The organism is Sphingopyxis sp. PAMC25046, from assembly GCF_004795895.1.
Classification (GTDB): Bacteria; Pseudomonadota; Alphaproteobacteria; order Sphingomonadales; family Sphingomonadaceae; genus Sphingopyxis.
Genome location: NZ_CP039250.1, coordinates 1759478 through 1773036, shown reverse-complemented (window position 1 = coordinate 1773036; position 13559 = coordinate 1759478). Strand labels below are relative to the sequence as shown.

Genomic DNA, 13559 nt, shown 5'->3' with positions numbered 1-13559 from the left:
CTTACCACCACTTCTCCGCCCGCGCCGTGAACCCGGCACGCTCCTCGATCGCCAGCCCGGCATTGAGCACCCCCTGCTCGTCGAACGCCTTGCCGATGATCTGCAAGCCGAGCGGCAGCCCTTCGCGGTTCAGCGCCGCGGGGACCGACATCGCCGGCAGCCCCGCGAGGCTCGCGGGGACCGCGAAGACGTCGTTCAAATACATCGCCAGCGGATCGGCCATCTTTTCGCCCAGCCCGAACGCCGCCGACGGCGCGGTCGGCGCGAGGATCACGTCGCAGCTTGCAAAAGCCTTCTCGAAATCGCGCGCGATCAGCGTTCTAACCTTCTGAGCCTGTGTATAATAGGCATCATAGAAGCCCGCCGAGAGCACATAGGTGCCGATCATGATGCGGCGCTTGACCTCGGGCCCGAAACCGTCGGCGCGCGTCGCGGCGTACATGTCCTGCAGCCCCGCCTTTTCGGGCAGGTCGCGCAAACCGTAACGCACGCCGTCATAGCGCGCGAGGTTCGACGACGCTTCGGCGGGCGCGATGATATAATAGGCCGGAAGCGCATATTTGGTGTGCGGCAGGCTAATCTCGACGACCTCGGCCCCCGCATCCTTCAGCATCGCGATGCCCGCATCCCACATCGCGTCGATGTCGGGATCGATGCCCTCAAGCCGATATTCCTTGGGAATACCGATCCTCTTGCCCTTGAGATCGCTCGACAAAGCCGCTTCCCAATTGGGGACCGGCAGGTCGAGGCTAGTCGCATCCTTCGGATCGAAGCCCGCCATATTCTCGAGCATGATCGCGCAGTCCCTGACGTCGCGCGCCATCGGCCCCGCCTGATCGAGCGAGCTGGCGAACGCCACGATGCCCCAGCGCGAGCAGCGGCCATAGGTCGGCTTGATCCCCGAAATGCCGGTGAAGGCGGCGGGCTGACGGATCGAGCCGCCGGTGTCGGTTCCCGTCGCCGCGGGGCACAGCCGCGCCGCGATCGCCGACGAAGAACCGCCCGACGATCCACCCGGCGCGAGCGCGGCATTGCCGCCGTCGTTGCGCTTCCACGGGCTGATCACATTGCCGAAGTAAGAGGTCTCGTTCGACGACCCCATCGCGAACTGGTCGAGGTTGAGCTTGCCGAGCATCCCGCAACCCGCGTCCCACAATTTCTGCGATACGGTCGATTCATAGCGCGGCACGAAACCTTCGAGCATATGGCTCGCCGCGGTCGTCTGGACGCCGTCGGTGCAGAACAGGTCCTTCATCCCGATCGGCACGCCCGACAAAGGCTTCAGCTTCCCCGCCGCACGGTCCGCATCGGCCACTTTCGCCGCCGCAATCGCATGTTCGGGTGTCTCGACGATGAAGGCGTTGAGCGCCTTCGCGCCCGCGACATTGGCGTTGAACGCCTCGGCGACCTCGACGGCGCTGAAATCGCCCGCGCGGTGCCCGTCGCGGATCTGGGCGACGGTCAGGTTGGTCAGTTCGGTCATTATTCGATTACCTTGGGAACGCCGAAAAAGCCGTGCTGCGGCGCGGGCGCATTGGCGAGGACATCGTCGCGGCGGTTGCCGCCGGTCAGCGGGTCGGCGTCGACGACATCGTCGCGCAGCCGCAGCATGTTGGGAATCACCGCGGTCATCGGCTCGACCCCGGTCACATCGACCTCGCCGAGTTGCTCGACCCAGCCCAAAATGCCGTTGAGTTCGCCTTCCATCGCGGCGGCTTCGGCATCGCTGATCGCGATGCGCGCCAGCGACGCGATTTTCCTTACTGTTGCCTGATCGATTGCCATGATCGCCCTAACTTTAACGAAGCCGCGCCGCTAGCATCCCGCCCCGCGCGCTTCAACGTCCTTATTCCCTTCCCCCTCGATGGGGGAAGGATACGAAGCCTTGTCGCGAAGCGGCTAGGCGAAGTTGGTTGGGGGTGATGGCGCGTCCAAACGTCATCGCTCGATCTCGAACCCGCACCCCTCCACTACGCCCCGGACTAGATCCGAGGCTCGCCACCTCAATCGAACGTCCCCGATTCCGGCTCCCCGTCCACCAGCACGCGGCGCTGCGTCACCGTCTCGACCTCGATCCGCGCCGTCGACAGGTCGACCGCCGGCTTTTTTGCGGGCGCCGGTTTGGCCCAATCGCCCTGCACCCATTGGCCGGCATCATTTTGCGTCACGAAGTCGAAATTCAGCGCATCGCCCGGTTCATTCTGCCCCAGCACGCCGATCCTTTTGTCGTCGAGCCACAGCGCGACGCACGCCTTGGCGCGGCTGCACATATAGCTTCCCGCAACCCGGTCGAGCGCCGCGGCGGGCAAGGCGCGGCCCTCGGGAATGACGCGCAATCGCTCGGCCAACGGCTTCAGCAACAGCACGCCGCGCGGCCCGTTCAAATCCCAGCGGCTCTTCGCTGCCAGCGCCGACTTCGCCGCGTCGGCGCGCGCCTTTTGCGGAGAACGCGCCACCTCCGCGAGCGCCGCGCGTCCGCTCGGTCCGAAATCGAACGCCATCGCCGCCCAGTCGAACTTTTCCACCGGCGTCGCCCCCGATTTCAGCCGGGCGAGCTGGTCGCGCGTCGAAATCGCCCCGAAATCGAGGATCGGCAACGCAAGGAACAGCGCGAGCAGCGCCAGCCCGATCGCGAGCTTCTGTTGCAGCGGCCGCAGCAGGTCGTCGAAACCGCGCCGCCCGCGCGCCACCGCCCACAGGCCCGCGATCCCGTAAGCGAGCGCGATCCCCGCCGCGATCACCCCCCAGATGCGCTCGGGGGTCCAGCCATATTGGACCACGCGCAGGTGCATCGAATAATAGGCGATCGCGGCGAGCGGCAGCACCGCGACCGCCAGCACCGGCGCCGCCCAGCGCAGCACCGGGCTCGTCGCGCGGTCATCGCCGCCGTTGCCGATCACCGCATTGGCGAGCAACACCGCGAAGGCCGCCACCGCCATCATCACCGCCGCGGTCGAAAAGCCCGAATCCCACAGTTTCTGCAGCCCCGTCCCCGCGAGCGAGAGCAGAAAGAGCACCAGCGCGACCGCGAGCACCGGCGCGAGCACCGCGAGCACGATCATCACCAGCCGCTGCAAGGTCGCGACCAGCCGGTCGCGCTCGCGCAGCAGCCCGACCGCGCCGCCGAACGCCGCGCCCGCGAGCATCCAGCCGAACCATTCGTCGTTCAATAGGTCGAAGATCAGGTTGATCCCGATCAGCTTGAACATCTGCCCGATCAATACGGTGAGCAGGAAGGCGATGCCGACGAACGCCAGGCTCGCCGCGCCTATCACTGCGTCGGTCCACGCATGGCTGTGGAGCCGTTCATAGGGCATCTGCCACAGCTTCCAGAAGCGCCAGTCGGGTGCGACGTCGCGCCGCGTCTGGAACAGCGGGGTCGCGACGAGCACCGCGAGAATGCCCGACCAGAAGGGCCATTCGACCGGATTACCCTGGATATTATAGGCCGCGGTCGTCCGCGCGATCAGCCCGAGGATCACGCCCCAGCCGAGCGCGAAGCCCAGCGCCCAGTGCCAGCGACGCCGTTCGACGCCGAGCACGAACACCACCGTCGACGCCGCGATTCCCGTCGCCAGCGCGCTCCGCCAATGCGCGAGCGCATCGTCATAAGGATGGTCGATCAGCAGGTGAAAGGCGAGCCCCGCGGCGGCGCAGATCGCCGCCATGATCCACGGGCGCAACGGCCAGGGCGGGTCGCTGTCGTCGAGACGCGCAGAGACATGGGACGGCCTTAGGGGCGAATCGGCGGCGGCGCCGGCTGCTACTGCATCGGTCATGCCGACATCTGGGCTTGTTTCACGGCGCGCGGCAAGCCAAATGCGCGTCTCTAGACACCGGGAACCTCCCCCCTTTTCCGTTCGCGTCGAGCGAAGTCGAGATGCCCCGCGGTCACGCGCTGGCGACGGGTGCCTCGACTTCGCTCGACACGAACGGCTAGAATGGGAGCAATTCCTCTCCCATGGAGCCCCCGATTTGGCCCGCAAATTCCTCTACTTCATCGCCGCGATCATCCTCCTCATCCTCGCCGCCGGGGTCGTGTACCAGCTGTTCCCGGGCTGGATCGCGCGCACCGCCTTCGTCCCCAGCACCGAATTCAAGCCGCAGGCCGCGGTCGCACCCAACGCCTATGATGATCCCAAAATGTGGTTCGCGCGGCCGGGAATGGAAAAGGACCCCTCGGCTTGGCGCCCCGCCGCCGACGGCAGCGAGACTCCCGGCACCGAGCTTCCGGACGAAAAAGCCGCGGCGCCGCTGATCCCGCCCGCGAAGGCGGCACAATCGACCACAGACGCGCGGTTCGAAAGGGGCGACGCCGCGGTCTTCTTCGTCCACCCGACCAGCTATTACAGCCGCTCGAGCTGGAACGCCCCGCTCGAGGACCGCGATTCGGACCATCGCGCCAATCTCTTCGTGCAGGGCATGGCGAGCGCCTTTGCCGATGCGGGCGAAATCTGGGCGCCGCGCTATCGCCAGGCGACGCTCGGCGCCTTTCTCGCCGAGGACCGCGTCACCGCGGGCAAGGCGATCGATTCGGCCTATCGCGACGTCGAGGAAGCGTTCGATGCCTTCCTCGCCGCGCAGCCGAAGGACAAGCCGATCATCCTCGCGGGTCACAGCCAGGGCGCGCTCCACCTCACGACCTTGCTCAAGACGCGGATCGCGGGCACCTCGCTCGCAAAGCGCATCGTCGCGGCCTATATCATCGGCTGGCCGGTCAGCCTCGACACCGACATCGCCGGCCTCGGCCTGCCCGCCTGCCAGACGCCCGAGCAAAAGTCCTGCATCCTCAGCTGGGCGAGCTTCGCCGATCCCGCCGACCCGGTGATGGTCACCGACGCCTATGATGGCACCATCGGCTTCGACGGCCGCCCGCGCGCCGGGACCCGCATGCTCTGCACCAACCCGCTCACCGGCATCCCCGACACCGCCGCACCCTCCGAGGCGAATATCGGCACGCTCAAACCCACCGAAGGCTTCAAATCGGGATCGCTGGTCGCGGGCAAGATCGGCGCCCAATGCGACGATACGCGCGGCTTCCTGATGATTGGCGATGCCGACGTGGCGAAAAACTACGTCGTCGCGGGCTATGTGCTCCCCGGCAACAATTACCACGTCTACGACATCACCCTCTTCTGGGCGAATGTCCGCGCCGACGCGCTCCGCCGCCTCGCGACCTATGAGGGCAAGCCGTCGCCGGTGCCGCCGCCTGCGAAACCGTTAGCGCCGGAAGCTCCGCCCACGCCATCACCGCTATCGACCCGGACCTGATCCGGGTCCCGCTTTCAACCGTTCGTCTCGAGCGAAGTCGAGACACGCAGAAGCCTTGCGCGCCCCATGCGTGTCTCGACTTCGCTCGACACAAGCGGGTAAGGGAGGCGGAGCATGATCACCACCGCCGCCTCCGACTTCGCCGCCAACTTCCCGAACGGCGGCCGTCTGATCGGCCTGGACGTCGGCACGAAAACCATCGGCGTCGCCTTCTGCGACACCAATTGGAGTTTCGCGACCCCCGACAAGACGATTATCCGCAAGAAATTTTCGGTCGATTTCGAAACCCTTAAATCCCTCGTCGCACAGCACGGCATTGTCGGCCTTGTCGTCGGCCTGCCGCTCAACATGGACGGCAGCGACAGCCCGCGCACCCAAAGCACCCGCGCCTTCGCGCGCAACCTCGCGCCGCTCGGCCTGCCCCTCCTGCTCTGGGACGAACGCTGGTCGACCGCCGCGGTCGAGCGCGCGATGATCGCCGCCGACGTCAGCCGCGCCAAGCGCGCCGAACGCGTCGACAGCGCCGCGGCGGCGTTCATCCTGCAGGGCGCGATCGACGCGATGACGCGCTAAGGCCCTGCCCCGCGCGCCCGGCGCTACGCGGCATCTTAAGATTTTGCGCCTAAGCGATCCGCATGGCCCGTTATTTCGCTTATTGGCTGATCTTCGCGAACCTGACCGCCTTCGTCCTGATGGTTGTCGACAAGCGCCGCGCCGAAAAGGGCGACGACAGGATCAGCGAAAACACCCTGCTCGGCTGGGCCTTTTTCGGCGGCGCGGCGGGCACCGTGATCGCGTCGCGCGCCGTGCGCCACAAGACGCGAAAACAGCCCTTTGCCGCGACCATGTTCGCCTACCTCGGGCTCCAGCTCCTGCTGCTCGCGCTCTGGCTTGCGGGTTTCCTCGATCCGCTCGCCGCTACGGCGCTTGCCTATTGGCGCGCCGCCTCTTAAACGCTCGGCTTTAATGACAAGCTCCACCATCCGACCCGCCAGCGACTATCCGCCCGGCGGCGATGCCTTTCGCCATCGCCACCTGACCGGCATCGCCCAGCTCACCCCGTGGGAGATTTCCTACGTCCTCGACGCAGCCGAAGAATGGGTCGATCTGAACCGCAGCGGCGCGGCGAAGCATGACGACCGCCTCGCGGGCCTGACGATCATCAACGCCTTTTTCGAAAATTCGACGCGCACATTGCTGTCGTTCGAAATCGCGGGCAAGCGCCTCGGCGCCGACGTCGTCAACATGCACGCCGCGCAGTCGAGCGTGAAGAAGGGCGAGACGCTGATCGACACCGCGATGACGCTGAACGCAATGCGCGCCGACGCGATCGTCATCCGCCATGCCAGTTCGGGCGCGGTGCAGCTCATCGCCGACAAGGTCGACTGCCCGGTGCTCAACGCCGGCGACGGCCGCCACGAGCATCCGACGCAGGCGCTGCTCGACGCGCTGACGATCCGCCGCCGCCTCGGCCGCGTCGAGGGGCTCACCATTGCGATCTGCGGGGACGTTCTCCACAGCCGCGTCGCGCGCTCGAACATCCTCGCGCTCACCTTGCTCGGCAACGAGGTGCGTATCGTCGCGCCGCCGACGCTCACCCCGCCCGCGATGGAGCGGATGCACGTCGCCACCTTCACCGACATGGACGAAGGGATCAGGGACGCCGACGTCGTGATGATGCTCCGCCTCCAGAACGAGCGCATGGATGGCGCCTATCTGCCCTCGGCGCGCGAATATCACTCACTCTACGGACTGACCCCCAAGCGCCTCGAAAAGGCGAAGCCCGACGCGATCGTCATGCACCCCGGCCCGATGAACCGCGGGGTCGAGATCGACAGCAGCATCGCCGACGATCCCGACCGCTCGACGATCACCGAGCAGGTCGAAATGGGTGTCGCGGTGCGCATGGCGTGCCTCGACATATTGACGCGCCGCAAGCGGGGAGTGCCGGGATGGAACTGAAACCGCTCCACATCGTCAATGCGCAGCTCATCGACGGCGACGCACCGCGCGCGGGCAGCCTGCTCGCGGTCGATGGCCGCATCGCCGCGCTCGATCCGACCGAAGTTCCCGACGGAACCGAGACGGTCGATGCCAAGGGCCAATGGCTCGCCCCTGGCATCATCGACCTTGGCGTCTTCGCGACGGACAAGCCCGCCTTCCATTTCGGCGGCATCACCCGCGCCGCGCTGATGCCCGACAACGGCCCGCTCGACGGCGCAGGGCTCGTCGAGCGCGCGGCGAAGGGCGGCAAGCCCGACCTCTGGGTCCACCCGCTCGCTGCCGCGACCAAGAGCCTCGAAGGCAAGGAACTTGCCGAAATCGGCCTGATGAGAGGCGCGGGCGCGCGCGCCGTCGCCACCGGCCGCGCCCGCATCGCCGACAGCGGCGTGATGCGCCGCGTGCTTTCCTACGCTGCCTCGCTCGGCCTCGTCACGATCATCCACGCCGAGGATGAGGGCCTCACCGCGGGCGCGGTCGCGACCGATGGCGAGATGGCAACCCGCCTCGGCCTTGCCTCGGCCCCCGCAATTGCCGAAGCGATGGCGATCGCCCGCGACCTCGCGCTCGTCGAGGAAACCGGCGCGCCGGTCCATTTCCGCCAGGTCACCACCGCACGCGGGCTCGACCTGATCCGCGCCGCGAAAGCGAAGGGACTGCCCGTCCGCTGCGGCATCACCCCTGCGCACCTGCTGCTCTCCGACACCGCGATCGGCGATTTCCGTACTTTCGCGCGCCTGTCGCCGCCGCTACGTTCGGAGGATGACCGCCATGCTTGCCTCGCCGCGATCAAGGACGGCACGATCGACATCCTGTCGTCGGGCCACGACCCGCGCGGCCCCGAGGACAAGCGCCTCCCCTTCGCCGAGGCGCAGCCCGGCATGGCGGGCGCCGAAACCCTGCTCGCGCTCGGCCTCGGCCTCGTCCGCGACGGCCATATCTCGCCCGGCCGCCTCTTCGAACTGCTCGCGGCGACCCCGGCCTCCCTGCTCGGCGTCGACGCCGGCAGCCTCGCGGTGGGCATGGAGGCCGACCTCATCCTCGTCGACGACGGCACCCCGTGGCAGGTCGATGCGAAAAAGATGGCGGCGTGGGCGGGCAACACCCCCTTCGACGGCATGCCGGTGCAAGGCCGCGCGACGATGATGTGGAAGGGCGGGCAGCGTATCCGCTGACCCGTCTCGTCACTCCGGACTCGATCCTGCGCCCCGCTTGCTCGACCATCGATAAAGGCTTTATCTTGCTGATTTAATTCGATAGCTCGTTGAGCGGGGATCGATAAACAGCGAGGATGACCCGATGCGCCGTCTTGCCGTGCCAGCTCTTCTCACAGCCCTGCTCGCCCCCGCAGCGGCGGGGCAGATGGCGCCGGTTCAGGGTATTCCCTGTGCGCAAGGGCTCCCCTGCAACGCCCCGCCGCCGCAGGTGCTCCAGCAAATGTACGGCGGCGGCACCGCCGCGCCGCCGCCCGGACAGGTCATCCCCTTTCAGCAAGAAAAACAGGACTATGTCGGCGGCTATATGGTCAACAGCTTCGCCGCCATCGCCTTCTGGCGCTCGGCGTCGGGCCAGCCCGGCTACAGCTATGGCGCGCTGCGCGGCGACAGTCGCGAACAGGCGGAACAATATGCAATGACGGCGTGCCGCGAGGCAGGCGGGCGGGACTGCGTCGTTGGATTGTGGGGCGGCAATGGCCACTTCGCGATCGCGCGCGACAAGGAAGGCCAATATTATGCCGGCTTCGCGGGCACGCCGGGCGGCGCGAAACGTTCGGTTATGGGTAGCTGCAAGAACGTAGGCGCCAAATGCAAGATTGTCGAGACGATCGAAAGCCTGCCCTATTTCTTTCGCTTCTGACTCTCATCTGTCGTCGGGCGAGGCCATCTCATAAAACAAAAGAGGCGCGGCCTCGCGGCCACGCCCCTCCCCCTTATCTCTCGAGAATCCGTCCTATCGTGACGCGAGCCGCATCGAGCCGGGCTTCGCCGCCCACTGGATCGTCTCGCCGCCGCCCATCGCGCGGATGAAGCAGGTTTGCCCCTGCGCCTTCAGCTGATTGCACAGGTTCGTCGCGTCGGTGCGCGAGGCGAGGCCGTTGACCGTCAGGCGATAATAGGTGCGGCCCTTGACCGTCGCGGCGTGGCTCGACGCCGGGAAGTTCCCGAGCATGCCGTTACGCTTCTTCAGCGTGCCCCATTTTTCCTTGGCGATCGCCAGACTGTCATAGGCGCCGAGCTGCACCGCCCAGCCATCCGGCTTTTTCGCGTCGAAGCCCATCGCCTTGGGAATCAGCACCGTCGCGAGTTCGAGCGCCTGCTGCTGCGCGGGGCGGATGCGCCCCTCGCCCGCAACGCGCGGTGCAGCGCGGTAAGGTGCGGTTTCGGCGAGGATCATCTCGCCCGCCGGCTGCGGCTGCGGCAATTCGGTGACCGGCACGACGCCGCCCTCGCTGCGCACCGGCATCGGCAATTCGACGCTGCGGATCGTGCTGCCCGCATCTGCGAGCACCGGCGGCGGCGGCGCATAGTCGGCGACCGGCGCCGGATCGGCGCTCGCCAGCAGGGTCACGGGCGCGCTTACCGGCTCGGCAGCGGCCATTTGCGTATCGGCGAAATTGCTGAGCGCGAGACGAACCGGCATCCCCGCATCCTGCTGCGCTTCGGTGCCGATCAGGCCCGCGACGCGCACCTGCGCGTTCGGCTGTTCGGCGAGTTTCGACCATTCGGCCATCCGGCCTTCGAGCTTGTCGAGCGACAAATCCTGTGACGCGACGATGCGCGCCTGCGCCCAGCGACCCGACAGCGCGAGCGCGAGCGCGAAATTCTGCCGCGTCCGCGCCTCGGCGCCCTCGGCGCGCGCGGCTTGGCCCAGGACATAGAGCGAGCCTTCGGCGTCGCCCGCCAAGGCGAGCGCCAGCCCCAGGTCGGGCGCCGGAACCGTGTCGCGATGCCGCGTCAACAGCGACACCGCCTCGGCATTTTTGCCCTGCGCGATCTGCGACAGCGTCAGCGACAGGATCGTGTTGCTGTCCACCGCGCCGAGTTCCATCGCCTCGGTCAGCGCCGCGCTCGCCGAAGCAAATCGGCCGTCATTAAGGTAAGCTTGTCCCAGCAGCGCGCGAAAGCCCGCATCGCGCGGGCTGCCCGCGACCGCGGCTTCGGCAAGGCCAACCGCCTTGCTCGCCTTGCCGGCTTCGAGCGCGGCGCGCGCCTTGTCGGCCGATTTGGCGGCGAGCACGGGCGTTCCGGCGGCGCGCGACGGCGCGTCGGCCATCTTGCCCATGCCGCTGCATCCGGTCGCCACGCCGAGGACGAAGCCCGAAAGGGCCAGCTTCTTCAGCAGTTTGCGGTTCATGACGGGTCCCCCTCTTATGTCTTTCAGCGCCGTGCGCGCGCCGGACGCGCGGCCGGCAGGCGGCTCGCCATCGCGTCGATTTCGGGCAGCGACGCCAGATATTCGTCGAGCAGGTCGGTCAGGATCACCTGCGACGACCGGTTCGTCACCGCGCTCGCAAGGCGCAGACGCAGATGGCGTTCGGCGTCGAGACGCAGCGTGAAGGCCGCCTTTTCGCGGGCCCTGAGCGCGCGCGGCGCCTTTTCTTTCTTCGGCGCGGCCTCGGGGCGCGCCTCGACCTTGCGCGCGACCGCGGCGACGCGTTCGATCAGCGATTCCTGCTGGCGGACGACCTCGGGCACTTCGTGCGTTTCGGTCTCGAACTGGTCGGCGCCATAATCGTCGGTCGGCCCGGTATATTCGGCCGAAAACTCCTGCGCCGGTTCGAGATGCGCGCTGTCGTCGACCGCATGTTCGGCCTCGACATTATGCGCCGGCACCGATCCTGTGAGCAAAGGTTTCAGGTCGAGCATCCGCGCGGGTTCGGCCGACTGGTCGGGGTCGACATCATAGCCCATGTCGTTCCAGCCGAGGTCGTCATAACCCATGCTGTTCAGCGGTGCGGGGCCGCTGCCGAGCGGCTGGCGGCGCATCGCGGGACGCGCTCCGCCCTTGCGGGCCAGCAGGCCGGCGCTCAGCGATGCGAGGGGTTTCGGTTCGCCCATGGTTCCCGCTCCCGTCACTGACCGGCGATGCGGCGGCCGAAGCCACCGCCCATCGGGCGGACCGCGCCGTAATTGCCCTGCGTCGGGACCGGTGCGGCAAAGATCGTGCGGCGGAAATTCTTTTCGAGGCGATCGTTCATATAGGTCCAGAGCTGGCGGATTTCGTCGGCCGAGCGTCCGTTGGGGTCGACCTCCATCACCGTGCGGCCGTCGATCATCGACGCGGCATAATCGGTGCGGTGGTGCAGCGTGACCGGGGCGACCGTGCCATGCTGCGACAGCGCGACGGCGGCTTCGCTGGTGATCTTCGCCTTGGGCGTCGCAGCGTTGACGACGAACACCAGCGGCTTGCCCGCGCGTTCGCAGAGGTCGACGGTGGCGCCGACCGCGCGCAGGTCGTGCGGCGACGGACGCGTCGGGACGACGATCAGCTCGGCGACCGAAATCACGCTCTGGATCGCCATGGTGATCGCGGGCGGCGTGTCGATGACCGCGAGCTTGAAGCCCTGCTGGCGCAAGATTTCGAGGTCGGAGGCAAGCCGCGCGACCGTGGTCTGGGCAAAGGCCGGAAGGTCGGTTTCGCGTTCGTTCCACCAATCGGCGAGCGAGCCCTGCGGGTCGATATCGATCAGGACGACCGGGCCGGCGCCGGCAAGCTGCGCCTGCACCGCGAGGTGCCCCGACAGCGTGGTCTTGCCCGACCCGCCCTTCTGTGAAGCCAATGCCAATACGCGCACTGCGTTTACCCCCTCGGAAATCCAAAAATCGGGGAAGGGATGCCATGCGGGGCGCTAAAATTGGGTTAACGATGATAAAAAGAGGGTGAACGACTTGCTCGTGAATATGGTAAACACCCCCTCAAGACCAACTTGTCCCGGAATGGATCAAGTTCGGCGCGCCCCATTTTGTCGCTAACACCGTGTTAGCCAATTGGCGCTATGAAGCATCCGGGGACTGCAGCGGCTGTCGTGTCGCGCAAGTCATTGGAGAATAAGATGCGTTCGTTCCGCACCGCCGTTTCACTGGCCCTGCCGCTCGCCCTTGCGTCGATGCTGGCGGTGCCCGCACATGCCGATGTAAAGGACGGCGTCGATGCGTGGCAGGCAGGCAATTATCAGGCGGCCGTCGCCGAATGGCGTCCGCTCGCGATCGCCGGCGATGCCGATGCGCAATTCAACCTCGGCCAGGCGTACAAGCTCGGCCGCGGCGTGCCGACCGATCTGGGCCAAGCCGAAGCCTGGTATCGCCGCGCCGCGAAGCAGGGGCATTTGCAGGCCGAGGACAATCTCGGCCTCGTCCTCTTCACCGCGAACCGCCGCGAAGAGGCGATGGCCTTCATCACCCGCTCGGCCGCACGCGGCGAACCGCGCGCGCAATATGTCCTTGGCACCGCGCACTTCAACGGCGACCTCGCGGCGCAGGACTGGCCGCGCGCTTATGCGCTGACCAAGCGCGCGAGCGACGCCGGGCTCGCCATCGCGTCGGCGCGCCTGGTCCAGCTCGACAATCTGATCCCGCTCGAACAGCGCCAGCGCGGCCTCGCGATGATCCCCGACATCGAGCGCGGCGAACAGCAGGCGCGCCTCGCCGCGGTCAGCGCCGCGGCGCCGTCCGCGCCGAACCCCGCGCCCGCCTCACCGATCAAGACCGCAAGCCTGCCCGCCTCGACCCCCGGCACCAGCTACACGCCGCCGCCGGTGATCAAGGCGCAGCCCACGCCGTCACCCGCCGCGAAGGTCCCCGAACCGATCCGCAGCGTCGCCGTGCCGCCCTCACCCGCCGCCAGCGCCGCCGCGGCGGCCGCCGCCGAAGCGACCGCCGACGCCATTGCCGCGACCGGCCAGACGGAGCCCGGCACCACTTACGCGCCGCCGCCCGCGAGCGACACGCTACCTCCCGCACCGGGGAAACCGGCCAAAGTCGAATCCGCGCCGGCCAAGCCCGAACCGGCAAAGGCGGCCTCCGTTCGCGTCCACAACGCCAATACCGCCAGCCCGTGGCGCGCCCAGCTCGGCGCGTTCGGCGTCGAAGGCAATGCGCGCAAACTCTGGGCGACGCTCGAAAAGAAGAATCCGGCCTTCGCCGGCCGCCAGCCCTATCTGGTCAAGAGCGGCAAGCTCACCCGCCTCCAGGCCGGCGGTTTCGCGAACAAGGGCGAAGCCGAAAGCTTCTGCGGCGCGCTGCGCAATAACGGCCAGCCTTGCCTGGTCGTCGAAGAATAGCGCACCC

General features: G+C 67.4%; 13 protein-coding genes. 7 read left to right on the top strand and 6 right to left on the bottom strand.

What is annotated here, in order from left to right; all coding sequences use genetic code 11:
• Position 1 precedes the first annotated feature (1 nt).
• The 3 genes from gatA to E5675_RS08210 all read right to left on the bottom strand — a co-directional run bounded on the left by gatA (position 2) and on the right by E5675_RS08210 (position 3779).
• Entirely contained in the window at positions 2–1483 is a 1482-nt protein-coding gene (gene gatA / locus E5675_RS08220) for an Asp-tRNA(Asn)/Glu-tRNA(Gln) amidotransferase subunit GatA (protein ID WP_136174093.1), read from the bottom strand.
• On the bottom strand, positions 1483–1785 hold the full coding sequence (gene gatC, locus E5675_RS08215) for an Asp-tRNA(Asn)/Glu-tRNA(Gln) amidotransferase subunit GatC (protein ID WP_136174092.1): 303 nt from the start codon (positions 1783–1785) through the stop codon (positions 1483–1485). The genes gatA and gatC overlap by 1 nt, the downstream gene beginning before the upstream one ends.
• Positions 1786–2003: 218 nt before the next feature.
• Entirely contained in the window at positions 2004–3779 is a 1776-nt protein-coding gene (locus E5675_RS08210) for a DUF4153 domain-containing protein (protein WP_136174091.1), read from the bottom strand.
• A 196-nt stretch (positions 3780–3975) separates the two neighbouring features.
• On the opposite strand from E5675_RS08210, the gene E5675_RS08205 reads away from it, so the two are divergent.
• The 6 genes from E5675_RS08205 (at position 3976) to E5675_RS08180 (ending at position 9129) form a co-directional block, all read left to right on the top strand.
• A complete protein-coding gene (locus tag E5675_RS08205) occupies positions 3976–5271 on the top strand; it encodes a DUF3089 domain-containing protein (RefSeq protein WP_136174090.1) in 1296 nt (431 codons plus the stop codon).
• A 114-nt stretch (positions 5272–5385) separates the two neighbouring features.
• A complete protein-coding gene (gene ruvX / locus E5675_RS08200; protein ID WP_136174089.1) occupies positions 5386–5844 on the top strand; it encodes a Holliday junction resolvase RuvX in 459 nt (152 codons plus the stop codon).
• 62 nt (positions 5845–5906) lie between these two features.
• Positions 5907–6224 carry a DUF1294 domain-containing protein gene (locus E5675_RS08195; protein WP_136174088.1) on the top strand — a complete coding sequence of 106 codons (318 nt, stop codon included), beginning with the start codon at positions 5907–5909 and terminating at the stop codon, positions 6222–6224.
• A 13-nt stretch (positions 6225–6237) separates the two neighbouring features.
• Positions 6238–7233: an aspartate carbamoyltransferase catalytic subunit gene (locus E5675_RS08190; protein WP_136174087.1), complete on the top strand. Its 996-nt coding sequence runs from the start codon at positions 6238–6240 to the stop codon at positions 7231–7233.
• Positions 7224–8447: a dihydroorotase gene (locus E5675_RS08185; protein WP_136174086.1), complete on the top strand. Its 1224-nt coding sequence runs from the start codon at positions 7224–7226 to the stop codon at positions 8445–8447. The genes E5675_RS08190 and E5675_RS08185 overlap by 10 nt, the downstream gene beginning before the upstream one ends.
• A 124-nt stretch (positions 8448–8571) precedes the next feature.
• Complete coding sequence (locus tag E5675_RS08180; protein WP_136174085.1) at positions 8572–9129, top strand: DUF4189 domain-containing protein; 558 nt, start codon at positions 8572–8574, stop codon at positions 9127–9129.
• 93 nt (positions 9130–9222) lie between these two features.
• Here the strand turns inward: E5675_RS08180 and E5675_RS08175 are convergent, their stop codons facing one another.
• The 3 genes from E5675_RS08175 to E5675_RS08165 are packed head-to-tail and all read right to left on the bottom strand — an operon-like array spanning position 9223 to position 12067.
• On the bottom strand, positions 9223–10626 hold the full coding sequence (locus tag E5675_RS08175) for an SPOR domain-containing protein (protein ID WP_136174084.1): 1404 nt from the start codon (positions 10624–10626) through the stop codon (positions 9223–9225).
• A 23-nt stretch (positions 10627–10649) separates the two neighbouring features.
• Complete coding sequence (locus E5675_RS08170) at positions 10650–11330, bottom strand: hypothetical protein (protein WP_136174083.1); 681 nt, start codon at positions 11328–11330, stop codon at positions 10650–10652.
• Between the two features lie 14 nt (positions 11331–11344).
• The gene (locus E5675_RS08165; RefSeq protein WP_136174082.1) at positions 11345–12067 is read right to left on the bottom strand and encodes a ParA family protein; all 723 of its coding nucleotides are present in this window, start codon (positions 12065–12067) and stop codon (positions 11345–11347) included.
• Between the two features lie 258 nt (positions 12068–12325).
• Here E5675_RS08165 and E5675_RS08160 point away from each other — a divergent pair, with 258 nt between their 5' ends.
• Positions 12326–13552 (top strand): SPOR domain-containing protein, encoded by a 1227-nt coding sequence (locus E5675_RS08160; RefSeq protein ID WP_168707818.1) that lies wholly within the window; start codon positions 12326–12328, stop codon positions 13550–13552.
• Positions 13553–13559: the final 7 nt, after the last annotated feature.